The 26,719-nt window shown below is 52.8% G+C and carries 23 protein-coding genes, 2 rRNA genes and 1 riboswitch (1 of these 26 running past the window's edge); of the genes, 15 read left to right on the top strand and 10 right to left on the bottom strand.

Features of this window, described 5'->3' with window-relative positions; translation table 11 throughout:
* Nucleotides 1-1,140, top strand: a 23S ribosomal RNA gene (locus V8L73_RS02445); it begins 1,770 nt to the left of the window's first position.
* A 110-nt stretch (nucleotides 1,141-1,250) separates the two neighbouring features.
* Nucleotides 1,251-1,366 (top strand): 5S ribosomal RNA (gene rrf / locus V8L73_RS02450).
* Between the two features lie 123 nt (nucleotides 1,367-1,489).
* On the opposite strand, the gene tnpA is transcribed toward rrf, so the two are convergent.
* Nucleotides 1,490-1,945 (bottom strand): IS200/IS605 family transposase, encoded by a 456-nt coding sequence (tnpA, locus tag V8L73_RS02455; protein ID WP_347252944.1) that lies wholly within the window; start codon nucleotides 1,943-1,945, stop codon nucleotides 1,490-1,492.
* A gap of 384 nt (nucleotides 1,946-2,329) precedes the next feature.
* Between tnpA and metA the strand changes: the two genes are divergently transcribed.
* The 5 genes from metA to V8L73_RS02480 all read left to right on the top strand — a co-directional run bounded on the left by metA (nucleotide 2,330) and on the right by V8L73_RS02480 (nucleotide 8,296).
* Complete coding sequence (metA, locus tag V8L73_RS02460) at nucleotides 2,330-3,259, top strand: homoserine O-acetyltransferase MetA (RefSeq protein WP_261832875.1); 930 nt, start codon at nucleotides 2,330-2,332, stop codon at nucleotides 3,257-3,259.
* A 66-nt stretch (nucleotides 3,260-3,325) separates the two neighbouring features.
* On the top strand, nucleotides 3,326-7,009 hold the full coding sequence (gene metH / locus V8L73_RS02465) for a methionine synthase (RefSeq protein ID WP_347254038.1): 3,684 nt from the start codon (nucleotides 3,326-3,328) through the stop codon (nucleotides 7,007-7,009).
* Nucleotides 7,010-7,160: 151 nt separating this feature from the next.
* Nucleotides 7,161-7,424: an ArsR/SmtB family transcription factor gene (locus V8L73_RS02470; protein WP_422655617.1), complete on the top strand. Its 264-nt coding sequence runs from the start codon at nucleotides 7,161-7,163 to the stop codon at nucleotides 7,422-7,424.
* The gene (locus V8L73_RS02475) at nucleotides 7,421-7,855 is read left to right on the top strand and encodes a YeeE/YedE family protein (RefSeq protein WP_027275765.1); all 435 of its coding nucleotides are present in this window, start codon (nucleotides 7,421-7,423) and stop codon (nucleotides 7,853-7,855) included. The genes V8L73_RS02470 and V8L73_RS02475 overlap by 4 nt, the downstream gene beginning before the upstream one ends.
* Nucleotides 7,856-7,858: 3 nt before the next feature.
* Nucleotides 7,859-8,296 (top strand): DUF6691 family protein, encoded by a 438-nt coding sequence (locus V8L73_RS02480; protein WP_261832872.1) that lies wholly within the window; start codon nucleotides 7,859-7,861, stop codon nucleotides 8,294-8,296.
* 23 nt (nucleotides 8,297-8,319) lie between these two features.
* On the opposite strand, the gene V8L73_RS02485 is transcribed toward V8L73_RS02480, so the two are convergent.
* The 4 genes from V8L73_RS02485 to V8L73_RS02500 form a co-directional block, all read right to left on the bottom strand.
* Entirely contained in the window at nucleotides 8,320-9,774 is a 1,455-nt protein-coding gene (locus tag V8L73_RS02485) for an anion permease (protein ID WP_261832871.1), read from the bottom strand.
* A gap of 190 nt (nucleotides 9,775-9,964) precedes the next feature.
* Nucleotides 9,965-10,897: a ketopantoate/pantoate/pantothenate transporter PanS gene (gene panS, locus V8L73_RS02490; protein WP_347254040.1), complete on the bottom strand. Its 933-nt coding sequence runs from the start codon at nucleotides 10,895-10,897 to the stop codon at nucleotides 9,965-9,967.
* Nucleotides 10,898-11,059: 162 nt separating this feature from the next.
* Nucleotides 11,060-12,412, bottom strand: a complete 1,353-nt coding sequence (gene lysC / locus V8L73_RS02495; protein WP_347254041.1) for a lysine-sensitive aspartokinase 3 — start codon at nucleotides 12,410-12,412, stop codon at nucleotides 11,060-11,062.
* A gap of 112 nt (nucleotides 12,413-12,524) precedes the next feature.
* Nucleotides 12,525-12,772: riboswitch (Lysine riboswitch) on the bottom strand.
* Between the two features lie 307 nt (nucleotides 12,773-13,079).
* Nucleotides 13,080-13,718: an NAD(P)-dependent oxidoreductase gene (locus V8L73_RS02500; RefSeq protein ID WP_347254042.1), complete on the bottom strand. Its 639-nt coding sequence runs from the start codon at nucleotides 13,716-13,718 to the stop codon at nucleotides 13,080-13,082.
* Nucleotides 13,719-13,848: 130 nt separating this feature from the next.
* On the opposite strand from V8L73_RS02500, the gene V8L73_RS02505 reads away from it, so the two are divergent.
* The 5 genes from V8L73_RS02505 to ubiA all read left to right on the top strand — a co-directional run bounded on the left by V8L73_RS02505 (nucleotide 13,849) and on the right by ubiA (nucleotide 18,623).
* On the top strand, nucleotides 13,849-14,763 hold the full coding sequence (locus tag V8L73_RS02505) for a LysR family transcriptional regulator (RefSeq protein WP_261832868.1): 915 nt from the start codon (nucleotides 13,849-13,851) through the stop codon (nucleotides 14,761-14,763).
* A 202-nt stretch (nucleotides 14,764-14,965) separates the two neighbouring features.
* Nucleotides 14,966-16,609 carry a glucose-6-phosphate isomerase gene (gene pgi, locus V8L73_RS02510; protein ID WP_347254043.1) on the top strand — a complete coding sequence of 548 codons (1,644 nt, stop codon included), beginning with the start codon at nucleotides 14,966-14,968 and terminating at the stop codon, nucleotides 16,607-16,609.
* 67 nt (nucleotides 16,610-16,676) lie between these two features.
* Entirely contained in the window at nucleotides 16,677-17,087 is a 411-nt protein-coding gene (psiE, locus tag V8L73_RS02515; RefSeq protein WP_027275774.1) for a phosphate-starvation-inducible protein PsiE, read from the top strand.
* A gap of 159 nt (nucleotides 17,088-17,246) precedes the next feature.
* Entirely contained in the window at nucleotides 17,247-17,750 is a 504-nt protein-coding gene (ubiC, locus tag V8L73_RS02520; protein WP_027275775.1) for a chorismate lyase, read from the top strand.
* A 48-nt stretch (nucleotides 17,751-17,798) separates the two neighbouring features.
* Complete coding sequence (gene ubiA / locus V8L73_RS02525) at nucleotides 17,799-18,623, top strand: 4-hydroxybenzoate octaprenyltransferase (RefSeq protein WP_245614612.1); 825 nt, start codon at nucleotides 17,799-17,801, stop codon at nucleotides 18,621-18,623.
* A gap of 72 nt (nucleotides 18,624-18,695) precedes the next feature.
* On the opposite strand, the gene plsB is transcribed toward ubiA, so the two are convergent.
* Nucleotides 18,696-21,149, bottom strand: a complete 2,454-nt coding sequence (gene plsB / locus V8L73_RS02530; RefSeq protein ID WP_347254044.1) for a glycerol-3-phosphate 1-O-acyltransferase PlsB — start codon at nucleotides 21,147-21,149, stop codon at nucleotides 18,696-18,698.
* Between the two features lie 125 nt (nucleotides 21,150-21,274).
* Between plsB and V8L73_RS02535 the strand changes: the two genes are divergently transcribed.
* Entirely contained in the window at nucleotides 21,275-21,649 is a 375-nt protein-coding gene (locus V8L73_RS02535; protein WP_027275778.1) for a diacylglycerol kinase, read from the top strand.
* Between the two features lie 39 nt (nucleotides 21,650-21,688).
* On the opposite strand, the gene V8L73_RS02540 is transcribed toward V8L73_RS02535, so the two are convergent.
* Nucleotides 21,689-22,087, bottom strand: a complete 399-nt coding sequence (locus V8L73_RS02540; protein ID WP_027275779.1) for a hypothetical protein — start codon at nucleotides 22,085-22,087, stop codon at nucleotides 21,689-21,691.
* Between the two features lie 741 nt (nucleotides 22,088-22,828).
* Here V8L73_RS02540 and lexA point away from each other — a divergent pair.
* Nucleotides 22,829-23,443 carry a transcriptional repressor LexA gene (gene lexA / locus V8L73_RS02545; RefSeq protein WP_027275780.1) on the top strand — a complete coding sequence of 205 codons (615 nt, stop codon included), beginning with the start codon at nucleotides 22,829-22,831 and terminating at the stop codon, nucleotides 23,441-23,443.
* A 134-nt stretch (nucleotides 23,444-23,577) separates the two neighbouring features.
* On the opposite strand, the gene zur is transcribed toward lexA, so the two are convergent.
* Nucleotides 23,578-24,033, bottom strand: a complete 456-nt coding sequence (gene zur, locus V8L73_RS02550; protein WP_347254045.1) for a zinc uptake transcriptional repressor Zur — start codon at nucleotides 24,031-24,033, stop codon at nucleotides 23,578-23,580.
* A 244-nt stretch (nucleotides 24,034-24,277) separates the two neighbouring features.
* Here zur and dusA point away from each other — a divergent pair, with 244 nt between their 5' ends.
* Nucleotides 24,278-25,261, top strand: a complete 984-nt coding sequence (gene dusA, locus V8L73_RS02555) for a tRNA dihydrouridine(20/20a) synthase DusA (protein WP_347254046.1) — start codon at nucleotides 24,278-24,280, stop codon at nucleotides 25,259-25,261.
* Nucleotides 25,262-25,333: 72 nt separating this feature from the next.
* Here the strand turns inward: dusA and V8L73_RS02560 are convergent, their stop codons facing one another.
* Complete coding sequence (locus V8L73_RS02560; protein ID WP_027275782.1) at nucleotides 25,334-26,305, bottom strand: aldo/keto reductase; 972 nt, start codon at nucleotides 26,303-26,305, stop codon at nucleotides 25,334-25,336.
* A complete protein-coding gene (locus tag V8L73_RS02565; protein ID WP_051155818.1) occupies nucleotides 26,302-26,679 on the bottom strand; it encodes a MerR family transcriptional regulator in 378 nt (125 codons plus the stop codon). The genes V8L73_RS02560 and V8L73_RS02565 overlap by 4 nt, the downstream gene beginning before the upstream one ends.
* Nucleotides 26,680-26,719 lie beyond the last annotated feature (40 nt).

Here is a 26,719-nt window from a genome sequence, read left to right on the forward strand (position 1 = left end):
GGCTGCAACTGTTTATTAAAAACACAGCACTGTGCAAACACGAAAGTGGACGTATACGGTGTGACGCCTGCCCGGTGCTGGAAGGTTAATTGATGGGGTTAGCGCAAGCGAAGCTCTTGATCGAAGCCCCAGTAAACGGCGGCCGTAACTATAACGGTCCTAAGGTAGCGAAATTCCTTGTCGGGTAAGTTCCGACCTGCACGAATGGCGTAATGATGGCCAGGCTGTCTCCACCCGAGACCCAGTGAAATTGAACTCGCAGTGAAGATGCTGTGTACCCGCGGCAAGACGGAAAGACCCCGTGAACCTTTACTATAGCTTGACACGGAACATTGAACCTTGATGTGTAGGATAGGTGGGAGGCTTTGAAGTGTGGACGCCAGTCTGCATGGAGCCAACCTTGAAATACCACCCTTTAATGTTTGATGTTCTAACTCGACCTGCTGAATCGCGGGTGAGGACAGTGTCTGGTGGGTAGTTTGACTGGGGCGGTCTCCTCCCAAAGAGTAACGGAGGAGCACGAAGGTTGGCTAATCCTGGTCGGACATCAGGAGGTTAGTGCAAAGGCATAAGCCAGCTTGACTGCGAGAGTGACGGCTCGAGCAGGTACGAAAGTAGGTCTTAGTGATCCGGTGGTTCTGAATGGAAGGGCCATCGCTCAACGGATAAAAGGTACTCCGGGGATAACAGGCTGATACCGCCCAAGAGTTCATATCGACGGCGGTGTTTGGCACCTCGATGTCGGCTCATCACATCCTGGGGCTGAAGTAGGTCCCAAGGGTACGGCTGTTCGCCGTTTAAAGTGGTACGCGAGCTGGGTTTAGAACGTCGTGAGACAGTTCGGTCCCTATCTGCCGTGGGCGCTGGAAGATTGAGGGGGGTTGCTCCTAGTACGAGAGGACCGGAGTGAACGCACCGCTGGTGTACGGGTTGTGATGCCAATTGCATTGCCCGGTAGCTACGTGCGGAAAAGATAAGCGCTGAAAGCATCTAAGCGCGAAACTTGCCCCAAGATGAGTCTTCCCTGGGACTTAGAGTCCCCTAAAGGAACGTTAAAGACGATGACGTAGATAGGCTGGGTGTGTAAGTGCAGCGATGTATTGAGCTAACCAGTACTAATGAACCGTGAGGCTTAACCTTACAACGCCGAAGGCGTTTTAGAGACGAAGAATTATTTAGCTTGTTTGTGGATTGAAGCTCTGTGGCGGAAGTATGATGAATACGGAAGCGGCGGAGTAAAACAGAATATGCCTGGCGGCGACAGCGCGGTGGTCCCACCTGACCCCATGCCGAACTCAGAAGTGAAACGCCGTAGCGCCGATGGTAGTGTGGGGCTTCCCCATGCGAGAGTAGGGAACTGCCAGGCTTTTAAATCATAACCACCCGCATAGCGGGTGGTTTGCTCTTGCCCTATAAGGGCTTGTTACCGACTGCGCCTAAATGACGCCGCTTTCTCTTCGTTCAAGCTAAGTGTCTTTGCTACTTTGGCTTACCCCTTGAAGGGGTCTGTATACTCTTTGCTGCTCAATTTGTCTGAGACTAAATCTGATTTCTCTTGTTCTCTGATATATTTTTGGATTGTCGCTTCATTTAGCCCTACCGTACTTACATAGAAGCCTTCGCTCCAAAATTTTCTGTTGCCAAACTTATATTTTAGATTGGCATGTCTATCAAAAATCATCAGCGAACTTTTCCCTTTCAGATACCCCATAAAGCTTGAAACACTCAACTTCGGAGGAATACTTACCAACATATGAACATGATCCGGCATCAGGTGACCTTCTATTATTTCCACTCCTTTATACTTACAAAGGTCTCGTAATATCTCACCTACGCTTGAACGTATACTATTGAAAATCACTTTCCGTCTGAACTTCGGCGAAAAGACGATATGGTATTTGCACAGCCACTTTGTATGCGCTGAGCTTTGTGCTTTAATGCCCATAAACACCTTTCCTCATTTTAGTTACGGTTATTAGCTTGAACATCTATATCGTAACGGAAAGGTGTTTTTCTTGGTATAACCCTTTGATCCCACCCGCAAAGCAGGTGGTTTTATGTTTAAGACGCTAACGCGACTTAAACTGGCTAAAGCCATAATTAGAAGAGGCCACTCGAAAGAGTGGCCTTTTTGCGTTTGTTATCACTGAAAATTAGGATGAGAATAGAGAGAGGCCGCTGATACAGCGGCCTTTTTGCTTTTTAACATCGGAGAAAATAGAACGATGGAAGCGTTTTGACTCTCGACAGCCGGTTTAAAAGACGCTATCTTTAGCGGTATAGAAGTCTAAATGTATAAACGTATAAATGGATATTTGAGGATCTAGTAATGCCAATTCGTATTCCTGATGAACTTCCCGCCGTTAACGTATTGCGTGATGAGAACGTCTTCGTGATGGAGTCTTCACGCGCAAGCCATCAGGACATTCGTCCGCTAAAGATTTTGATCCTCAACCTGATGCCGAAAAAGATTGAGACCGAAAATCAGTTCCTGCGCCTGCTCTCTAACTCTTCACTGCAGTTGGATATTCAACTGCTAAGAATTGATAACCATGAGTCTAAAAATACGCCTGCCGAGCATTTAGATAGCTTTTACTGTAACTTCGAAGACATTCGCGATCAGAACTTTGACGGCCTGATCGTGACCGGCGCGCCGTTGGGATTGGTTGAGTTTAAGGACGTCTCTTATTGGGACGAGATTGAGCGGATTACGCTTTGGGCCAAGGATCACGTGACTTCGACGCTGTTCGTGTGTTGGGCGGTACAGGCGGCGTTAAATATCCTCTACGACATTCCTAAAATTACCATGTCTGAAAAGCTGTCCGGGGTCTACTGGCATACAGTGACTCAGCCGTTGGCGTTGCTTACCCGCGGGTTTGACGACCGCTTTCTTGCCCCTCACTCTCGCTATGCGGGGTTCCCTACGGAAGCGATTCGTCAACATACGGATCTGGATATTTACGCGGAGTCTGAACAAACCGGCGCTTATCTGTTCGCCAGCCGGGATCGCCGCTTTGCTTTTGTTACAGGGCATCCTGAGTATGACGCCCACACGCTATCCGCGGAGTATTTTCGCGATCTGAATGCCGGGATAAACCCCGCGATGCCCGTCAATTACTTCCCTAATGATGACATTGAGTCGGCGCCTAAAGCTACGTGGCGTAGCCACGGGTATCTGCTGTTCAACAACTGGTTGAACTACTTTGTGTATCAGAGAACGCCGTATGACTTAAGCCAGATGAATCCGACAATGGATTAGTTTTTCATTGGCGATAAGCGGATTATTATTAGGTTTGAAACAATTAATTCATCGTTAGAGGTCATTTTGGCAAATCATACTGAGGCGTTAACGCAACAACTGTCAAAGCGTATTCTTATTTTAGACGGCGGCATGGGCACCATGATCCAAAGCTATCGTCTTGAAGAAGAGGACTATCGGGGAGAGCGATTTGCCGATTGGCCGTGCGATCTGAAAGGAAATAACGACCTGTTGGTTTTGACCAAGCCAGAGGTTATTTCCGCCATTCATAACGCTTACCTTGAAGCGGGCGCGGATATTCTTGAAACAAACACCTTTAACGCTACGGCTATCGCTATGGCCGACTATCAGATGGAATCCCTGTCGGCTGAAATCAACTATGAAGGCGCTCGTCTGGCGCGCGCCTGTGCCGATGCCTGGACGGCTAAAACGCCCGACAAACCTCGATACGTCGCCGGTATTTTAGGACCAACTAACCGAACGGCCTCCATTTCGCCTAACGTTAACGACCCTGCGTTTCGTAATGTGACGTTTGATGGGCTGGTTGAGGCCTATACCGAGTCGACGACGGCGCTGATTCAGGGCGGCGTTGATCTCATCATGATCGAAACCATATTCGATACGTTGAACGCCAAAGCCGCCATTTTCGCCGTAGAAAGCGTTTTTGAGACTCTCGGCGTACGTTTGCCCGTCATGATATCCGGGACAATTACCGATGCATCCGGCCGCACGCTGTCGGGGCAGACGACAGAAGCGTTTTATAACTCCCTGCGCCACGTAAAGCCGCTCTCTTTTGGCCTGAACTGCGCTCTTGGGCCGGAGGAACTCCGTCAATACGTGGCTGAACTGTCCCGCATTGCCGAATGCTTTGTTTCCGTTCACCCCAACGCCGGTTTGCCGAACGCCTTTGGCGGTTACGATCTGGAGCCTGACGCTATGGCTGCGCAGATCGCAGAGTGGGCCGGCTCCGGCCTGGTGAATATCGTCGGCGGCTGCTGCGGCACCACCCCCGCCCACATCGCGGCGATTGCGAGGGCAGTGGCCGATATTTCTCCCCGTACGATACCAGTCATTCCCGTATCCTGTCGCCTGTCAGGACTTGAGCCGCTCAATATCAGCGATTCCTCGCTGTTTGTGAACGTCGGTGAGCGAACTAACGTGACGGGATCGGCGAAATTTAAAAGGCTGATAAAAGAAGATAAGTATTCAGAGGCGCTGGAAGTTGCGCTTCAACAGGTTGAAAACGGCGCCCAGATTATCGATATCAATATGGATGAAGGGATGCTGGACGCCGAAGCGGCGATGGTACGTTTCCTGAACCTGATTGCCGGCGAGCCGGACATCGCACGCGTGCCTATTATGATTGACTCTTCCAAGTGGGAAGTTATTGAGAAAGGGCTTAAGTGCATTCAGGGCAAAGGGATCGTCAACTCTATCTCGATGAAAGAGGGCGAAGAGAAATTTATCCATCAGGCTAAGCTGGTACGTCGCTACGGTGCGGCGATGGTCGTGATGGCCTTTGACGAACAGGGGCAGGCCGATACCCGAGCGCGTAAAATCGAAATCTGTCGCCGAGCCTATCGCATTTTAACGGAGGTTGTCGGTTTTCCTCCTGAAGACATTATTTTTGACCCGAACATTTTCGCCATTGCGACCGGCATCGAGGAACACAATAACTATGCCCTCGACTTTATCGAAGTCTGTGCCGACATTAAGGCCAAGCTTCCCCATGCGCTGATTTCCGGCGGTGTTTCTAACGTTTCGTTCTCATTTCGCGGCAACGATCCGGTGCGCGAGGCTATTCACGCCGTCTTTCTGTATTACGCCATAAAAAACGGTATGGATATGGGCATCGTCAATGCAGGCCAGCTGGCCATCTATGACGACTTACCCACCGAGTTAAAAGACGCGGTAGAGGACGTGGTGTTAAACCGTCGCCCGGACGGAACGGAGCGCCTGCTGGCGCTGGCGGAAAAATACCGCGGGAGCGCGGGTGATGAAGAGTCAAACCGGCAGCAGGCAGAGTGGCGCCAGTGGCCGGTAAACAAGCGGCTCGAATATGCCTTGGTGAAAGGCATTACGGAGTTTATTGAGACCGACACCGAAGAGGCCCGTCAACAGGCTACGCTTCCTTTAGAGGTGATTGAAGGGCCGCTGATGGCAGGAATGAACACCGTCGGCGATCTGTTTGGCGAAGGAAAAATGTTCCTGCCGCAGGTTGTGAAATCCGCTCGCGTGATGAAGCAGGCCGTCGCCTATCTTGAACCCTACATTGAGGCCAGCAAGCAGAAGGGCGCAACGGCGGGTAAAATCCTGCTGGCGACCGTGAAGGGCGACGTGCACGATATTGGTAAGAACATCGTCGGCGTCGTTTTGCAGTGCAATAACTACGAGATTATCGATCTTGGCGTTATGGTGCCGACGGAGAAGATCCTGAAAACCGCCCGCGAAGAGAACGTTGATATTATCGGTCTGTCCGGGCTGATAACTCCGTCGCTGGATGAAATGGTTAACGTAGCTAAAGAGATGGAGCGGCAGGGATTCACGCTGCCGCTGCTGATTGGCGGCGCGACGACCTCTAAGGCTCACACCGCCGTCAAGATTGAGCAAAACTACGGCGGGCCGACGGTCTACGTGCAAAACGCATCGCGAAGCGTTGGCGTTTGTTCTGCGTTGCTTTCTGACGCTCAGCGTGACGACTTTGTGGCAAGAACGCGTAAAGAGTATGAAACCGTCAGGCTTCAGCATGGGCGTAAAAAGCCGAGGACGCCCCCCGTTACGCTGGAGAAGGCCAGAAATAACGGCTGGCAGTGCGACTGGGCTAACTATCTGCCGCCCGTTCCAAAGGCGCTGGGAGTACAAACGGTTGAGGCATCTATCGATACGCTGAGGCGCTACATCGACTGGACGCCATTCTTTATGACCTGGTCGCTGGCGGGCAAGTATCCCCGTATTCTTGAAGATGAGGTGGTCGGTGAAGAAGCCAAGCGTCTGTTTGCCGACGCCAATCAGATGTTAGACAAGCTGGCAGCGGAAAAAGCGATAACGCCGCGCGGCATTTTGGGGCTCTTCCCCGCGAACCGCGTAGGCGACGACGTTGAAATTTATGCAGATGGAGATCGACGCGACGTATCGGTCGTTAGCCACCATCTGCGGCAACAAACGGAAAAAACGGATTTTCCCAACTACTGCCTGTCTGACTTTATTGCGCCAAAAGAGAGTGGCGTAGCGGACTATGTCGGCGCGTTTGCTGTTACCGGCGGCCTTGAGGAAGACGCTCTGGCGCAGGCCTATGAAACGGCGCATGACGACTATAACAAGATCATGGTGAAGGCGCTGGCGGACAGGCTGGCAGAGGCGTTTGCTGAATATCTACACGAGCGGGTGCGCAAAGAGATATGGGGATACGCGCCGGATGAGTCGCTGAGCAACGAAGAGCTGATCCGCGAAAACTATTGCGGTATTCGGCCGGCGCCCGGCTATGCCGCCTGCCCGGAGCATACCGAGAAAGCCGCTATCTGGCAGCTGCTGTCGGTGGAAGAGCGTATCGGCATGAAGCTGACGGAGTCTTACGCCATGTGGCCTGGCGCATCGGTATCCGGTTGGTATTTTAGCCACCCGGAGAGTAAATATTTCGCGGTAGCGCAGATCCAACGCGATCAGGTTGAGGACTATGCCGCGCGTAAGGGCATGAGCATATCGGATACCGAACGTTGGTTAGCGCCCAATTTGGGATACGATGCGGATTAAACTTTCTCGCTGACTGGCAAAGCATACGTTATCAGACTATATATTATATAAATTTATATAATGTTATCACTGAGAGAAACGTATGCCGGAAAATACCTCACTTTCCTACCTTGACGCCATAAGGGAGGCCGCCTCTCAGGTTGCCTCCCTTATGCGCACTTTGTCGAATGAAGACCGACTGATGATTCTTTGCCGTCTAAGCCAGGGAGCGCTTTCCGTTAGCGAACTGGAAGAAGGCCTGGACATTCGTCAGCCGACGTTATCGCAACAGCTCACCGTATTGCGTAACGAGGGCGCGGTTGAAACGCGCCGCGAAGGCAAGCGCATATACTATTCGGTCTCTGACGCAAGGGTGTTGACGCTTTTGGATACCCTCTACGCTCTTTACTGTCCTCAGCCGAAGGAGGAAATGTGAACATAGCATGGGAGTCATTTACGCCAGCCTCATCGCTAGCAGGTGGTGCGCTAATAGGCATCGCCGCCGCGCTTTTGTTGCTTTTTAACGGGCGCATTGCCGGGATCAGTGGGATCCTGGCGGGCATACTGCGCGGAGAAAGAAGGGAAGCGCCTTGGCGGGTGATGTTTATTTTGGGAATGCTTGCCGCTCCGTCTTTATATGGCCTGCTGTTTACGCTGCCGAAAATAGAGATTGCCGCGAGCGTGCCCGAACTGATTGTTGCCGGCCTGCTGGTGGGGCTCGGTACGCGATATGGTTCCGGGTGCACCAGCGGCCACGGCGTTTGCGGCCTGTCTCGCCTCTCTTTACGCTCTCTGGCGGCTACGCTGACTTTTATCTTTACCGGCGCCATGACCGTATTTGTTCTCAATCCTTTGTCCGGAGGATAAAAGATGAAGAGCTTCTTTGCTTTTATCAGCGGTCTGATTTTTGGCCTGGGGATTTTGCTGTCCGGTATGATAAACCCGACGAAAGTGCTCTCTTTCCTCGACGTTACTCGCATATGGGACCCCTCTTTAGCGATAGTCATGGCAGCGGCCGTTGCCGTCGGCCTTTTGGCCTTTAGCTGGGGGAAACGGCGTGAGTCAGCACTACTCGGCGGCGCAATTCAGTGGCCGACGGCGCGGGGAATTGATAGCCGTCTGATTGGCGGTAGCGCGCTGTTTGGCATTGGCTGGGGGATTGCTGGAATTTGCCCGGGGCCGGGCGTAGTTTTACTCGGCGTTGGTTCGCCAAAAGGGTATATATTCGTTGCCGCGATGGCTATGGGCGCGCTGATTTATCAGGAAATAGAAAAGCGTCGAGCGGGGAACCGAACGAAAAAGCGATAGCCCGAAGGCTATCGCTCTTATGGTTAGTAGAGACCGATGATTTTCCACCAGGCCAGGCCCAGCACCAGGAAAATTGCCTGGTTTATGAGGCTGACGACGAAGCCCACTTTCCACCAGGTACCGGTAGGCACGTAGCCTGCGCCGAACAGAATCGGCCCGCGGGCGTGAGAGTACTGTGTCAAAGAGCAGTAAAGGCTGCTGGTGAAGGCCAACATCAGGGCCATCGGCGCAGCGGGGATGTGCAGATTGATGCCTACGCCCAGGAACACGGCGTACAGTGCCGCAATTTGTGCGTTACCGCTGGCAAAGAAATAGTGGGTATAAAAATAGGCCGCATTCAGCATCAGCAGCACCAGGATCCAGCTGCTGTCGCCCATCACCATACCGACGTATTTGCCGATCTCACCGCCGAACCAGGTAGTAAAGCCCAAGGCTTTTAACTGGTCGGCCATCATCAGCAGAGCGGCGAACCAGATAAGCGTATCCCACGCGCCTTTCTCGCTTTTTACGTCTTCCCACGTCAATACGCCGGTAAGCAGCAGGAAAGAGAGGCCGACGAAGGAGGCGGTGGTTGCGTCAACGCCAAGGGGGCCGCCGAAAATCCACAAAACCAGCAATAGAACGACGGTTACGGCCATGATCCATTCACTGCGCGTCATCTTGCCCATTTTGGCCAGCTCGGTTTTCGCAAGCTTCGGGGCGTCCGGCGTATGCTTGATTTCCGGTTTGGTCAGCCAGTACACCAGCAGCGGAACGATAATAAGCGATGCCAGACACGGAACGATGGCAGCGACGAACCAGCTTCCCCAGGTCAACGTGACGCCGGCGTTGGCCGCCAGCTTTATGGCCAGCAGGTTGCCGGTATAGGCCGTCATGAACATGGCGGCAGTGACGTCGTTGACGTTACCAATACAGGTAATCAGGAAGGTACCGATTTTGTTGCGCGATTCATCTTCCGGATTGGAATTGAAGCTGCGCGCCAATGAGTCGGCAATAGGATAAATAACGCCACCGCAGCGGGCGGTGTTGCTTGGCATCGCCGGCGAGAGAATGAGATCGGCGACCGCCAATCCATAGGCCAGCCCCAGCGTTCTTTTTCCCAACAGGCGGATCATTTGCAGAGCGATGCGACGCCCAAGGCCGGTTTTAATAAACCCTCGGGCTATCATAAACGCAACGACGATAAGCCAGATAAGCGAGCTGTTGAGGTCACTTAGGGCAACAAGAATTGCGTCTGAGGCGGTTTTAGAACCGGCTGCATAGGTTAAGGCAAAAACGGTAATGCCGATAAGGCCGACGGCGCCGATGGGCAGCACCTTGGCGACGATACAGGCAATGGTAGCAATAAATACGATGGCCGAATGCCAGGCGTGTACGCTCAGCCCTTCAGGGGGCGATATGTGCCAAAAGATAGCGGCACAAACGGTAATTATAATGAGCGGAAGCCAATTGACCGGAGAAAGTTTAGTTGAGGCCACAGGACGTCCTTACAGTGAAAGGAAACGAGAAAAGGACAAAGGCATTCACCTTTGTCCATCTTTATTAAGGATAGTCACTTAGTGGGATTTTTTCGTTTAGAGGGTTGTGACTAAATGTAAATATAATTGGGGGGGTTGTTGGCTCCGAAGTGAGCAATGACGCCTACTCACTTCGGGTAAGTGAAACGCTTCAGCTTTGGCTATTTGTTACACTTTCAGTTGGTTTTCCCTGCCAGTAGCCGGCTAACAGCGAACCGGACAGATTGTGCCAGACGGAGAACAGGGCCCCAGGCAGCGCGGCGACGGCGGAGAAGTATTGCGCTCCCAGCGTGGCTGCCAGGCCAGAGTTTTGCATACCGACTTCAATAGCCAGCGTGCGGCAGGTGGATTCATCGAAACCGCACAGCTTGCCGCCCCAGTATCCGCCCAGCAGGCCGATGCCGTTGTGGAGCACTACGGCGATGGCGACCACGAATCCGACGGACGCAATATGGCTCTGGCTCTTGGCCACCACGGCGCTAATGATCGCCAAAATACACATCATCGACAGCGCAGGAAGGAAAGGCTCGATGCGCTTTACAACCTTAGGCAGCGTATGGTGGATAATCAGGCCCGCGCCAATCGGGATAACGACAATTTGCAAAATGGACATCAGCATGCCCATTACGTCGACGTTAATAGAGGCGTCAACGTACAGATAGGTCAACAGCGGCGTGGCGAAAACGCCGACCAGAGTTGAAACGGAAGATATGGTGACGGAAAGCGCGACGTCTCCGCGAGCCAGGTAAATCATCACGTTAGACGCCGTGCCGCTGGCGACGCTGCCCACTAGAATCATGCCCGCCGCGAGGTCTGCCGGCATGCTAAAAATCTTGGCAAGCATCCAGGCTGCCAGCGGCATAATTAGATAGTGAAGCAGCGTACAGGCAACGACGGGCATCGGGCGAGTGACGACGCGTTTAAAATCGCCGACGTTTAGAGTCACGCCCATAGCGAACATGATAAGCATCAGCAGATAGCTGACGTAGGGCGCAATCCCGGTAAAGGCCGACGGCGTGGAATAGGCCGCAATGGACAGTAGGATAGCCCATAGCGGGAACAGGCGTGTAATTTTGGCTAACATATTGTATGTATTTCCTTGGTGGAGACGTGTGTTGTGCTTTATTGGGCGCAGTTCGGCCCTGTTTCTGGTTTTAATTGCGCTATTCGTTTCTTTGAACGCGTTGGTAAAAATAATGGGCAACGTGTGGCGTTGCCCATTTGGCATTATTGCAAAAGAGCTTGATTATTCAAACAGATTGCGGTGCAGCGTCTTCACTACGTGCTCGGCATCGTCCCCAGGAACCAGCAGGCAAAGGTTGTGGCTGCTGGCGCCGTAAGAGATCATGCGGATGTTGAACGGTTCCAGTACGCCAAATACCTCTTTACCCACGCCGCGTGCCTGAGCAAGCTGGTTGCCGATAAGCGCCACCAGAGCCAGGTTTTCTTCCACTTCGACCCGGCAAAGGGCCGACAGCTCGGTTAACAGCGCGCTGGTCAGTAAACTTGCGCCGCAGGTGGACGAGCCGGCCGTGTCCAGCGTTAGCGCAATGCTGACTTCTGAAGTCGTTATCAGGTCGACGGAGATGTGGTGGTTTGCCAGAATGCTGAAAATTTTCGCCAAGAAGCCGCGTGCGTGCAGCATATTCAGGCTGTGAAGCGTCAGCAACGTCTGCTTGCGCCGCAGCGCCAGAGCGCGAAACAGCGGGGGATTGGTGGTTTTGTCGCACACCAGCGTACCGCCGGCGGCGACGTCTTTGCTCGAGCCGACAAAAACCGGGATCCCGTGGCGAACGGCCGGAATAAGCGTGGCCGGATGGAGGATTTTGGCGCCGAAGGTGGCCATTTCCGCCGCTTCTTCAAAGCCGATTTCATCAATACGTTGCGCATTGGGCACGATACGCGGATCGGTGGTGTAAATGCCCGGCACGTCGGTCCAGATGTCTACCCGCTTGGCGTTGAGGGCTTCGCCTAAAAGCGCTGCCGTATAGTCACTGCCGCCGCGACCTAAGGTGGTAGTTCTTCCCTTGCCTTCGCTGCCGATGAAGCCTTGAGTGATCACCAGCGCGCCGGCGTTAAGCCTTGGCGCCAGGTGTTCTGCGCACAGTGAAGACAGCGCTCCGACTTCCGGCTCTGCTTTGCCGAAGCGATCGTCGGTTTTCATGACCCGGCGAACGTCGAACCATTCGGCGCTGACGCCGCGGCTTCTTAAAAGCTCGACAAACAGTAGAGTCGACATAAGTTCACCGTGGCTCACCAGTTCGTCCGTCAAAGCGTCGGAGGTAGCAAGGCTTGCCGCTTCGGACAGCGTAGTGATGTTTTCCAGCATCCGGTTGATTTCTTCACGTACGACGGCGGAGTCCGGCAGGGCGTCCAGAATCTGAGACTGAATGGCGCGAATCTGGGCTATCTTTTCAGAACGAAGGTCGGGATTACAGCCGTTGGCAAGGTCAACCAGCAGGTTGGTGACGCCCGCAGATGCCGACAGTACGACGACGCGGACTTCTGAGTTCGACAGAACGATATTGGCGGAGTTGTTCATCGCGTCGGCGTTTGCGACGCTGGTTCCACCAAACTTGGCGATAACGATTTGAGACATGTAAAAATTCCTCGTGTCAGGTGGGGCCGAAATGAGCCCTTAATATTCATCAGCCTTGGCACAAAGGAAGCGCGGTAAACAGGGAGCAGGCGTAGGACGGAAGCACTACGATACACCCAGAAGCGCCCCACCTTGCCTAGAACCTTCCCTGTGATAGCGCATGGGCGCTCACTGTGCGGGTTCTACTTTCCGCAATATGTTTGCGGATTACATTGGTGACAACCCAAGGGATTCAGCCCTTGTGGTCGACGATTTCCCCTTCGGCAGGAAAATCGCCTCGGCGTCATATCCCCTGAAGTGTCTTCTTTGGATGCCGAATCCTCTGACACTCTGCCTGAATGACGCGCCTCTTCTGGCTTACGTACAGAATACGCAAGTAGGCTTTAAGAAATAGCGGGTTATGGCGTCGGTGTCAATGATGCTGCGTTGTTTATCTTTGTTTTTTTAGGAGAAGTTGAATCGGTTTTGGCTGATTTCGGCTTGACCTCCAGCTGAAAGCGTTAAGCTGCCGTACGTTTTCGATATGAGAATCTGGCTTTTGCGTGATTTTTACAATTATTAATTAAACTAGGGTGCTAAAGCGTAGGTAGTGAGAAAAACAAATCACCGTCAGTCGGTTTCACAAACGGTGATTTTAATCTTTGATATGAACAGGAAGAGGTACGTTTTATCCGTTAGATACGGCGGTAAATCGTTGACGTTGGCGTTTCCCCTGTTCCAGTTCATCCACCATCGCAATAGCGTAATCCGCGTAGCTGATGACGCTTTCTCCCTGACCATTAACCAGCAGGCGGTCGCCGCCTACGGTATAACTGCCGGTACGCTTGCCGTCGGCAATAAACATCGCAGCGGGGCTGAAGTAGGTCCAGTTGACGTCTTGACGGCCTTTCAGCTTGAAAAAGGCTTCTCCCATATTGCTGGCCGTAGGCCTGTAGGCTTCTGGGAAATCAGGGGTATCCATTACGCGCACTGAAAGCGCATCGTCGACGTACAGGCTTCCCGCGCCGCCAACGATAAGGAGGCGCGTTTGAGGACGGCCTGCCAGCAGGTCCGCCAGGTGGGCTAACGACGTTTGATGCTGCTCTTCATGCCCGGCCGGCGCATTGAATGCGTCGATGACTGCGTCAAAAGGCTTAAGGTCTTCGGCGGTAATATCAAAAACGCTTTTTTCCAAAACCTCGACCGGCAAATCGGCAACCTTTTCGGCATGTCTGACGACGGCCGTCACCTTGTGTCCTCGGGTTAGCGCTTCTTGTGCGATGAGGCGACCGGCTTTGCCGCCAGCGCCAATGATTGCGATATTCATGATGTTTTCTCTCGTTGTGTATTTTGTGACTAATCGCCCGTTTGTCGTTACCTGAGTTAGCCTATGCTCTTTCCATTGTTTTAAAAATAGAGTATTTGATGATGCTCTGTTGCAAAAAATGAGCGAATCCATGGATCAACTAACTGCGATGAAAGTGTTCGTCGAGGCGGCCGAGCGAGGAAGCCTCACGTCCGCAGCAGAACGTTTGGGGCTGTCGCGGGCGAAAGCTTCCCGCTATCTGGCATTTTTAGAGCATATTCTGGGCGTTCGGCTTTTGCATCGCTCGACTCGAAGCCTTAGCCTGACGAGCGAAGGCGAGCAGGCGCTGGCAGACTGTCGCCAAATGCTGGACGTTCAGGAAAGAATGCTTGCCAAGCGGCACGATCGCGCGTCGGAGCCGAAAGGCGAGCTGCGAATTACCTGCAGCCAGTCTTTTAGCCAGTCCTATTTAGCAAACGTCATTGCCGAGTACGCGCTGCGCTACCCTCAGGTCAGTATCGATATCCAACTGCTGGAGCGCAGCGTAAACCTAGTGGAGGAGCGTATCGATTTAGCTATCCGGATTACCAATACGCTCGATCCGGGAACTATCGCTAAACCTTTGGGCGTTTGCCGCTCCGTTATTTGCGCCTCTCCCGCTTATTTAGACGCAAGAGGACGACCGGATAGCCCACAGGGATTGCTGAACCACGCTTGTTTAATGCATGCGCAGTTTGAAACCCACAGCTGGCGCTTTCAGTCAACGGAGCGCGATGAATGGATAAAGGTGCCGGTGAAAGGGCAGATCCGGGCCAACGACGTTACGGTTCTCAAACAGGCGGCGCTGGCGGGCGTGGGTATCGCCATGCTGCCGACCTATCTGGTTCGAGGTGAAATCGTTTCTGGTGAGCTTGAGGTCGTGCTGGCGGACTGGCCGCTGCCACAGCTCGGTATTCATGCCGTCTATACCTCTCGCCAATATATGCCGGTCGCGCTGCGCACTCTGCTGGACTTTCTGGAGGTAAAGTTCAGCACCGATGCGTTTTGGCAAAATAACGAGGGATAGTGAGGCAGATAGTGAGGCATAGTAACGGTTTTTTCTCCTATTTCGTGTCTATAATTCAAAGATTGGTAAAACGGCTGAATCCAGCCAGCGTTAATGCGAACGATAGAAAACGACTATCGATGAAAGTCATAATCCCGAAGCGTAAACGGGATACAATCGGCGACGCATAACTTTTTGTTTTATGAATTCAGGGGGATCCACGATGAAGAGCATTAATCCAACGGAAACTGCAGCATGGCGAGCGCTTGAGGCCCATTTTGACGCAATGAAGGGCATCACCATCGGCGCTCTTTTTGCTCAGGACGGCGAGCGCTTTTCTCGCTTTTCCGCGGAGTTTGAAGACCAAATGCTGGTGGATTTTTCTAAAAACCGCATTACGGATGAAACGCTTTCTCTTTTGAGAGATTTGGCGAAAGAGTGTGATTTAAACGGCGCCATCAAGGCCATGTTTAACGGTGAAAAAATTAACCGTACGGAAGACCGCGCCGTACTGCACGTGGCTTTGCGCAATCGCGCCAATACGCCCGTTCTGGTTGACGGTAAGGACGTCATGCCGGAAGTCAACGCCGTTCTGGAGAAGATGCGTTCGTTTTGCCGCCGCGTTATCGACGGCGAATGGAAAGGATATACCGGGAAGGCGATAACCGACGTGGTAAATATCGGCATCGGCGGCTCCGATCTGGGGCCTTACATGGTCACCGAGGCGCTCCGTCCGTATAAAAACCATCTTAACGTACACTTCGTCTCTAACGTTGACGCTACCCATATTGTTGAAGCTCTGCGAGACCTAAGCCCGGAAACTACGCTGTTCTTAGTGGCGTCAAAAACGTTTACGACGCAGGAAACCATGACCAACGCCCATACCGCGCGAGACTGGTTTTTAAGTTCAGGCAAGCCGGAAGACGTCGCCAAGCACTTTGCGGCGCTGTCGACCAACGCGAAGGCCGTGTCTGAATTTGGTATTGATACCGACAACATGTTTGAGTTCTGGGACTGGGTCGGCGGGCGCTATTCTTTGTGGTCCGCTATCGGCCTGTCGATTGCGCTTTCCATCGGTTTTGAGAATTTTGAAAAGCTACTGTGCGGCGCTCATGCGATGGACAACCACTTCGCCCGCGCGCCTCTTGCGCAGAACCTGCCGGTTACGCTTGCGCTTATTGGGCTGTGGTACGGTAATTTCCACGACGCACAGACGGAAGCCATCCTGCCTTACGACCAGTATATGCACCGCTTCGCCGCCTATTTCCAGCAGGGAAATATGGAGTCCAACGGTAAATATGTCGACCGTAACGGTAAAGCGGTCGACTACCAAACCGGGCCGATTATCTGGGGCGAGCCGGGTACTAACGGCCAACACGCGTTTTATCAATTGATTCATCAGGGAACCAAGCTGATTCCCTGCGACTTTATCGCGCCGGCCAAGAGCCACAACCCTCTTGGCGATCACCACGCCAAGCTGTTGTCGAATTTCTTCGCCCAAACGGAGGCTTTGGCGTTCGGCAAGTCAGCCGATGAGGTACGCGCCGAGTTCGCTAAAGCCGGAAAAAGCGCCGCTGAGGCCGAGCCAATCGTTCCCTTTAAGGTGTTCGAAGGCAATCGCCCGACCAACTCGATCCTTCTTAAGGAGATTTCTCCCTACAGTTTGGGGGCATTGATCGCGCTTTATGAACACAAGATTTTCGCACAGGGCGTCATTTTAAATATCTTCAGTTTCGATCAGTGGGGCGTAGAGCTGGGCAAACAGCTGGCCGGCCGCATTTTGCCGGAACTGGTGGGATATGAAAAGGTCAGCAGCCACGACGCTTCCACTAACGGTTTGATTAATACCTATAAGCGCTGGCGTTAGTTCGCGCGTATTTAACGGGAGGCCCTATCCTCCCGTTTAATGACGTATTTTTCTGGGAGTATAGGATATGCCGGATAACGTTAAGCGCGGCGCCTGGGTCGCGAGGGTGCTGCAAACCGTACTGAATATCGGCCTGCTGCTGCTGGGCGTTATTCTCATCGTGTTTCTGGCTAAAGAAACCTACGCGCTGATTCAGGTGCTGTTCATTAACTCTGCGAAGTCATCCAGCTACTTGCTGATTGAGGGCATCGTCATTTACTTCCTGTACTTTGAGTTTATTGCGCTGATCGTCAAATACTTTCAGTCGGGATATCACTTTCCGCTCCGCTATTTTATTTACATCGGCATTACCGCGATCGTCAGGCTTATCATCGTCGATCATAAGGATCCGATGGATACGTTCATCTATGCCTGCGCCATCTTAGTGCTGGTCATCGCTTTGTATCTTGCGAATACCGACAAGCTAAAGCGCGAGTGAAAAACGCCGAATATTGACACAATGTTAAATAATGGTTTGTAGAATACGGCCCACCGTATTTTATGAGGCATATTTTACGCTACAATAGGCGCGTTTTTATCGTCAAAGGCCCCTTGTTCTTATCGTTAAAGGTCGGGGCTAAATGAAGGCGCAAGCACAATGAAACAGACACTCTCCGTACCGCACTGGAAAGAGAGAAACTGGACGTCTCCGCAGTGTGATTCATTAAGCCAGCGGCAGTCCGACTGGCTTTTAGAGCCGGGTTCAATGACCCGCCGATGCGAGCGTTTTTGCCAACGGGTCACGGTGCAGCCCCAGTTCGAGGGCTACGTTACCGCTCCGCGCCTTGGGCGCGAAGAGGCTGAGCTGCCGAAGGACGATCGCTATTGGATTCGTGAAATCTTCCTGTTTGGTGATAATATTCCGTGGATATGGGCGCGCACGGTAGTGCCCGCTCGAACGCTTAGCGGGCCGCTGGCGGACGTAGCCTCTCTTGGCGAAACGCCGTTAGGGCGCTATCTGTTTAGCCATAAAGAGCTTGTGCGGGACTATATTCACGTGTCGTTGGATGACGGTCTCTGGGGCAGACGTTCACGCTTTCGTCTGTCGGGGGGGCCGCTGCTGCTGACTGAGATTTTTTTACCGGCGGCGCCGCTATACTGACTGGGGGAGAAGGTGACTCAAACCAAATGGCTGGCATACTGCCGTTTGATGCGTATTAATAAGCCTATTGGCGCTCTTCTGCTGCTTTGGCCGACGCTGTGGGCGCTGTGGCTGGCGGGGAGAGAAACGCCAAGCGTGTCTATTTTGCTGATCTTCGTTGCCGGCGTTTTCTTGATGCGGGCAGCGGGCTGCGTGATCAACGATTTTGCCGACCGCCATTTTGACGGACACGTTGAGCGTACAAGAGCGCGGCCAATGCCGAGCGGTGCGGTGACGGAAAAAGAGAGTAAGGTCCTGTTTTTAGCGCTGGTGACCGTTTCCTTTTTGCTGGTGCTGATGCTCAACCACCTGACCATCGGGCTTTCTTTTGCGGCGCTGCTGTTGGCCTGGATGTATCCTTTCATGAAGCGCTTCACCCATTTCCCTCAGGTTATTTTGGGCGTTGCGTTCGGCTGGTCTATTCCCATGGCCTACGCCGCCGTTAGCAACGCGCTGCCGATGAGCTGTTGGCTGCTGCTGCTGGCAAATATTTTCTGGACTGTGGCGTACGATACGCAGTACGCCATGGTGGATCGTAACGACGATTTGAAAATCGGCATCAAGTCGACGGCTATCCTGTTTGGCCGCTATGACAAACTAATTATCGGCCTGCTGCAGTTTGGAACGCTGCTGTCGCTTTACGCCGTAGGCTATCTTAACCATCTGGGCGGGCCTTTTTACTGGTCGCTGCTGCTGGCGGGAGCGATGTTCGTCTACCAGCAACAGCTGATAGCGGATCGCGAAAGGGACAGGTGTTTTCAGGCGTTTATGAACAATAACTACGTCGGGCTGGTGGTATTTCTGGGCGTTTTGATGGATATCCTGATGCGCTAATTCCCACTTACTGATTAAAAAACGGGCAACAGTGTGAACTGCGGCCCGTTTGCTTTTATTTCCAGATAGCGCTTACTGCGCTTCGGATGAAGAATCGCCGAGAGACTGGCTAACGCTCTCGATGGTCAGGGTCACTTCCGGCGTCATCAGGTGAGTCAGGATGTCGTACATAGACTGCATGTTTTCCGGAATGGCGTCGCCGCTGTCGCTGATATAGCCTGCGCTTCGAAGCGTCGCTACCAGGGTGGAGAATACGGCCTTGTCGAAAAACTCCGGCGCGTTGATGCCGTGAAGCACCGACAGGCGCTGGGCGAGCTGGCGGCTCTCTTTTTCCAGAACGCCGCGGCTGATGCTGGGGTTATTGCGCAGCAGCGACAGCGTGATGGTATAGCGCTGCAGCGTCTCCCGCACGCCGGCGGCCAGCAGCTGCAGCTGGCGGATCTTGGCGGGGTTTAGCGCCAGTTGGCCGTCGTCGCGCCGTTTGATAAGCGCCTGTCGCAGCAGTTCGTTAATCAGCGTCTCGATAACCTGCGGCAGCTCTTTTTCATCGTAGTGCATGAAGAGTTCGGCCTTCAGCAGCGGATAAATCAGAGACACCTTCTGAACTATCTCTTCACGAGAAACGCTATCGTGATGCATCACGATGCTGGCAATTAGCGACGGCAGCACCAGCATGTGGTGAATGTTGTTACGATAGTAGGTCATCAACACCGCCTGCTCCCGCGGCAGAATGATGATTTCACCGGCGTTGTCTTTCTCAACGTCAAACTTGCTCATCTTCAGCGCGTGCTCCAGCATTTGCTCTGGAGTATCGCTGGGGACCGTGGCGTCCTGTGCGTAAGGCACGTTGCGCAGAAGTTGAACGTAGCAGTCAAGCTGCTCGAGTAGCTGTTCGCGGGTCAGCGCGCGCTGGCGAGATGCGAGTAGCGCGGTGCAGCACAGGTTCATGGCGTTGGCGGCGGCGGCCTTGTTGATGTTGGTCATCAGGCGATCGGCTATTTGATTGACCGCAGGCGTCAACCAGCTTGGGCGTGGCGTTTCGATGGGGTCAATGGCGTCTCGCCAATCGGGCACGTGCTGATTGAGGTAGGTCATCAGGGGGATCGGCTCCCCAAAGTTGACGTATCCCATGCCCAGATTGCGCAGCTTGCGCATCGTACGAACCACTTGCCAGAGGTTTTCCTTTTCCTTCGTTGCGCCGCGCAGTTCTTTGGCGTAAGTGCCCACTTCCATTACGTGCTCATAGCCGATATAGACGGGAACAACGGTAATCGGGCGATTGCCGCCCCGCAGCATGGCCTGAATGGTCATCGACAGCGTGCCGGTTTTGGGCTCAAGCAGGCGACCCGTGCGGGAACGTCCGCCCTCCACAAAATATTCAACGGAATAGCCGCGGCTGAACAGCTCGCCCAAATATTCGCGAAAGACGGTGGAGTAGAGTTTGTTGCCTTTAAAGGTTCGACGAATGAAGAACGCGCCAAGGCGACGGAATATCGGCCCGGCAGGCCAAAAGTTAAGGTTGATGCCGGCAGCGATGTGCGGCGGTACCAGCCCCTGATGATAGAGCACGTAGGACAGCAGCAGGTAGTCCATGTGGCTGCGGTGGCTCGGCGCATAAACGATGCCGTGGCCGTCCTGCGCCAGTCTGCGGACGCGCTCGGCGTTGTGGACCTTGATCCCCTGATAGAGGCGGTTCCAGGTCCAGCTCAGTACGCGATCGGTTACGCGCAGCGTTTCGTAAGTAAAGTTGGCGGCTATCTCCTCCATCATCTCGACGGCATTTTGTTTTGCTTTGGAAAGAGGAATTTTTTTGGATGCCGCTTCTTCCTCTACCGCTTTTTCAATCGCTTTAGAGGTCAAGAGCTTGTTGAATAAGTCCTGACGAACGGGAAGCTTCGGACCAGTAGCCGCAAGGCGCAGGCGGGCGAAGTGCATTCGCGCTACGCGGGCCAGCTTCTGGGCGATAGTCTTGTCCGTGCCGTGTTCATCCGCCATGTGGCGCAGCGATACGATGCGGGAGAAGCGAACGAAGCTGTCTCGCCCCAGCCACAGGATGACGAAAAACTTCTGGATGCCGTTAAACAGCCGCAGGCGCGGCGCGTCGTGAGAATCGTGGCCTTCGCGCCCGGGTGAGCGTCCGAACATAACGGAGACCGGCACCATTTGAATATCCAGCTGAGGGTGACTGCGGTGCAGGTCGAGATAGTCATGGAACAGCTTCACCGACTCCTCTTTTGGCGCGTAGTAGCTAAATACCCTCGGGCCATCGTGAATGAACACGTAGCGAGGAAGCAGCTGGCCGTCCATTTCGAATGGTTCCAGCGGATCGGGCAGTTCCTGCGCCAGGCACTGTCCGCGCAGCGTCAGCAGGTCTGCTTTTGAGTTATAGGGCAGAACGTACAGTATCGGGCGCGTGGTATCCAGCCCCAAATCGGCGACGGGATCGGAAGGGATGCATTTGCTACGAACCAACATTTTTATTGGAATATTCAAGAGTTTATAGTAAAGATTTCGCCAACCGGACATATATAATAAGTGCCTCTTACTGAGTGATGAAACGCAAGAATACCAGAACTGTAAGCAATCTGTGATGATGTGATAACGGATAATTGCTAAAATTGATGATAATTTTTTAAGGAGATGGTGGATAAATGAATCAGGCAACGGGATTAACGCGCATAGTAAAAGCGGCAGGATATTCATGGAAGGGGCTGTGCGCTGCGTGGAAACACGAAGCGGCCTTTCGTCAGGAGAGCGTGCTGCTGGTTGCCGCCGTAGCGGTCGCGCTATGGCTGGACGTATCCACAATTGAACGTATTTTACTGATTGGTTCGGTTGCGCTGATGGTGATTTTTGAACTGATAAATAGTGCAATAGAGGCCGTTGTCGATCGCATCGGCACTGAGCGGCATGAGCTTTCCGGTAGGGCGAAAGATATGGGGTCCGCCGCCGTATTAATTACGGGGCTGTTAGCGCTTTTCGCCTGGGGGAGCATTCTTTATCAGCACTTTTGGGGAGGCGCCTGACGCCTAATAGACGGAAGTTTAACTATTTAACGTCTTTGATTATTCCAGCGCGCGTTCACGTCGAGTGGCGATAGTGGCGATATAGGCAAGGCGTGTAAAGCGGCGTTCCTGTTTTATCTGTTCTGCCAGCCATTTATGAAGGGGATGCGTTTCGTCTGATATATAGTAGATTCGTTCGTCTCCCCAAACTTCATAACTAAAGGCGCCTTCTTCGTCTTTGTAGCTAAAGCTGATAACGACGTGAGAGTGAAGCGTTTTCCAATCACAGTGCGGACATGCTGCATTTTCTCGCTTTTTTATTTGCTGATATGGCGTCGAGAGATAAAATCGCCTGCTGCAAACGGTACATTGGCACTCTAACGTTTTGGGATTAATAACGCGTATTCCGTCGCAGTTCTTTTTTCCTGTAATAAATGCACCATAACGGATATATTCCATAACGGCATTCCCCATATTAATTAAACCTATAATTATTTATTACCATGTCGTATTGGTTCATTTATAAAAAATAAATACGGTAACCATGGGAATAAACATATGCCTTTGAAAATTAAGCATAACGCCGCGGTAAAGACCTACTAAAACTTTAATTTTAATAATAAAAAAGGAGGGAGAAAGGGATAAGGCTTTCTCCCATTAAATTGGAAAAGCAGTATTTATTATTACACTAATACAGTTGGAGCATGTAGTCGTGTTTCGTAATTTTGCTACCTTAATAATTCGTTGTCAATTAATTAAGAGGGGGAATTATTTTATTTTGAGAAATAAGTCTCATATAGAGAGAATCTGATGAGTTGTTTTTGTTTTTTTATTTTTTTTGGTTTTTTAGATTGCATTCTTAGTTCTTGTTGATGTTTTTATCTGGCTAATTTGAAATAATGACTCACTTTCTTACATTTCTTCTCCAGATTCAGCCGTCGATACCATCGTAAGCGGCGTTAGCCGAGGCGGATACGGCGTTTTGTATTTCGGAATGCGACGGATTTTTATTCAGCGGTACAAATAATGAACTGAATAATTATCTCTTGCTTCATTTCGTGCCTGAGAACGGCCAGACATTTTTTAATTCTATTTTTCGATACATCTCGTAATTATGCCGTTTAGAGGTTTCCATATGTACAATACCTGTATATACTCACAGCATTACTGTATAAAAAGACAGGCTGAAGGAATCGAGAGATGAAAGCGCTAACCGCCAGGCAGCAACAGATTTATGACATGATTCGCGAGCATATCGGCCAATCCGGCATGCCGCCAACCAGAGCTGAAATTGCCAGAACGCTCGGATTTAAGTCGCCCAATGCTGCTGAAGAGCATCTGAAAGCCATGGCGCGCAAGGGCGTTATTGAAATCGTCACCGGCGCATCCAGAGGCATCAGGCTTCTAATGGAAGAGGTGGAAGAAGCGGGCCTGCCGCTTATTGGCCGCGTGGCTGCGGGAGAGCCTTTGCTTGCTCAGGAACATATTGAAAGCCACTATCGCGTCGATCCGTCGCTGTTTCGTCCACATGCGGACTTTTTGCTGCGGGTAAGCGGAATGTCGATGAAGGACATCGGGATTGTCGACGGCGATCTTCTGGCGGTGCATAAGACCCAGGACGTTCGCAACGGGCAAGTAATCGTTGCGCGCATTGACGATGAGGTGACGGTTAAGCGCCTTAAGAAGCAGGGCAACGTCGTCCACCTTCTGCCGGAGAATGAAGAGTTCGCCCCGATCGTCGTCGATCTGCGCGAACAGAGCTTGACCATTGAAGGCTTGGCCGTTGGCGTTATTCGCAACGGTGACTGGATGTAGCGGATCAAATAGCGTCGCGCCTTGCCGCTATCTCCGGTGAGAATGCTAAGTAAAAAAGCGCCTTATGGCGTTTTTTTACGCCCTGATTTCGGCATCGAAGAAGGATATTGGCTTTATTGTACCAAGCGTAATGGCTATGCGCCGCGCTGGTTACACTGCCCGCAGGTACCGTGCGTTTCAAGCACGCTGTGCTGAATGGTGAAGCTGCTTTCGTCCGCCAGCGTTTTGAGCAACCGATCTATGCCTTCGGCATGGTGCTCAGCGACCAGGCCGCAGCTGTCGCAAATAAACAGTGCGGAAGTATGCAACGGTTCGCCGACGTGGTGGCAAACGACGTAGCTATTGGTGGATTCGATCTTGTGGATGAAGCCCTGTTCGAGTAGAAAGTCGAGCGCACGATAGACCGTCGGCGGCTTTGCCTGAGGCTCTGATTCCCGCAGCAGGTCGAGCAGATCGTAAGCGCTGATAGCGCTCGGCTGTTCAGCCATCAGCTGTAAAACCAACTGACGCTGTGGCGTCAGGCGCACGGCCCGCTGTTCGCACAGCTTTTGCACTTTGGCTAACATTGACGCGACGTTGACTGAGGACATCTCACTTCTCTCCCAATAAACAGAAAGCCGATATTACCACGCCTGAGCGAGAACGCCGAGAGGGAGCTTAATGCACTGTGACTTGCCGGATGTAAATCAATAAACCCGGCGCGCTTTCTTTTACGCTTCGGCATTCTCCCTTTTTACCTGTGATATAATCGCCGACCTTCTATCGCGCTTTCAAATGTGGAAAACGCATTTCGAGCTAACGCAGATTTAAGTTAAGAGAGTGAATCGCATCACGATGGCCAATTTTCCCCCGCACCGCTTTTCCGTTGCTCCTATGTTGGATTGGACTGACCGGCACTGCCGCTACTTCCATCGCCTACTGACGCGCCAGACGCTGCTGTATACCGAAATGGTGACTACGGGCGCCATTCTGTTTGGTAAGGGGGACTATTTAGGCTATAGCCAGGAAGAGCAGCCGGTTGCGCTACAGCTGGGAGGCAGCGATCCTACCGCGCTGGCGGAGTGCGCAGCGCGTGCGCAAGCGCTTGGTTATAGCGAGATTAATTTGAATGCGGGCTGCCCGTCCGATCGCGTTCAAAACGGGCGCTTCGGCGCCTGCCTGATGGCGGAGCCCGAGCTGGTGGCAGACTGCGTCGCGGCGATGAAAGAGGCCGTTAGCGTGCCCGTGACGGTGAAAACGCGAATTGGCATCGACGACAGCGACAGCTACGCCTTTTTGCAGCGCTTTGTTGAGATCGTCTCTGAGCGGGGTGGTTGCCAAAGCTTTACGTTGCACGCGCGTAAAGCGTGGCTGTCGGGGCTTAGTCCAAAAGAGAACCGGGAGATCCCGCCGCTTGACTATGAACGCGTCTATCGCGTCAAACAGGAGCTTCCTCATCTGACTATTGCGATTAACGGCGGCGTAAAAAGTATAGAAGAAGCTAAGGCGCATCTGGAACACGTCGATGGCGTGATGATGGGGCGTGAGGCCTATCAAAATCCGGGCATTTTGGCGCGGGTTGACGCAGAACTGTTTGGCGAAAACGCCGAGCCGCTCTCACCGATTGCGGTCGTTGAAGCGATGTACCCCTATATCGAGAAAGAGCTCTCTAAAGGGACCTACCTTGGCCATATTACCCGACACATGCTGGGCCTGTTTCAGGGCGTGCCCGGCGCACGGCAGTTTCGGCGCTATTTAAGCGAAAATGCCCATAAGGCGGGGGCGGACGTTGAAGTTCTGCGTCAAGCCTTGACGTTTGTTTCGGGAAAGGACGCCTGACGGCGGGGATATCTGAAAGAGAGGCGGCCTTTTGGCCGCCTTTGTCGTTATTATTACGTCGGTATATTCCGCTTACGCGTGGCCGGCAAGCTCTCTGGGGCGGTAAGAGGCCTCAAGCTCTGCTACCTCTTCTGCTGTCAGGGCAACTGACAGCGAAGCGATAGCGTCGTCCAGATGGTGCGGCTTAGAAGCGCCGACAATAGGCGACGTAATTCCCTGCTTGCCGTGAACCCAGGCCATCGCCACCTGTGCCATCGGGATACCGCGGGCTGCTGCGACGCGCTCTACTGCCGCCACGATGGCGTCTTCTTCTTCCTGATGGTTGTACCACGAATGCGCGGGCGCGTCGGTCGTCGCCCGTAGAGTGGCGCTCTTTCTGGAACCCGTCAACACGCCTCGCGCCAGCGGCGACCACGGCGTTACCGCAATGCCCATTTCCCGACACAGGGGCAGCATTTCCCGCTCTTCCTCTCGGTAGATGAGGTTATAGTGGTTCTGCATGGAAACAAAGCGGGCCAACCCGTAGCGCTCCTGTAAATCCAGCATGCGCATAAACTGCCATGCGTGCATGGAAGATGCGCCGATGTAGCGCGCTTTTCCTGAGCGAACGACGGTGTCGAGCGCCTCTATGGTTTCTTCAATCGGCGTTTCAGGGTCGAAGCGGTGGATGATGTAGAGATCGACATGGTCAGTGCCCAGCCGCTTTAGCGAATTGTCTATGCTTGCAAGGATATGCTTACGCGACAGGCCGCGATCGTTCGGATTATCGCTCATCGGGTTAAACACCTTAGTGGCGAGAACGACGTCGTCTCTGGGAACCATCTTAAGCAGCGTATTGCCCAGCACCTCTTCGCTGGCGCCTTTGGAATACATATCTGCCGTGTCAAAAAAGTTAATGCCGAGGTCCAGCGCCTTTTTTATAAAGGGGCGCGTTTGCTCCTCATTTAATACCCATTCTCGCCACTGCGGGCTGCCGTAGGTCATACAGCCCAGGCAGATGGGGGACACCTTAAGACCGGTTGAGCCAAATCGTACGTATTTCATTTGGGATCTCCTGCTGTGTCAGACATAGGGAGAGAGCAATAGCCCTCGATTTTTTTATCTAGTACGGCGAGACAGTTTTCCAGTTCAAGCATGCGGGCGTGGACGTCATCACGATGCGCTTCCAGTAACGCTCTGCGCTCAGCGATGGTCGCGTCACCCAAGACAACAAGCGATACGTAGCGCCGCATTTGGCGAAGGGGCATACCGGTCGTTCTCATTTTGCCGAGAAACTCCAGTCTTTGAAGCGTCACTTCGTCATAGTCACGCTGCCCTCCGGCGTCGCGATAGACCGGCGGTAACAGCCCGATACGTTCATAGTAGCGCAGCGTATGGGGCGTCAGCCCGACCTTTTTTGCTAATGTGCCGATTTTCATAGGATATTGCCTTCTTGCCGCTGGGTTAATGACTCTAAGG

This window comes from Leminorella grimontii, from assembly GCF_039789245.1.
GTDB lineage: Bacteria > Pseudomonadota > Gammaproteobacteria > Enterobacterales > Enterobacteriaceae > Leminorella > Leminorella grimontii.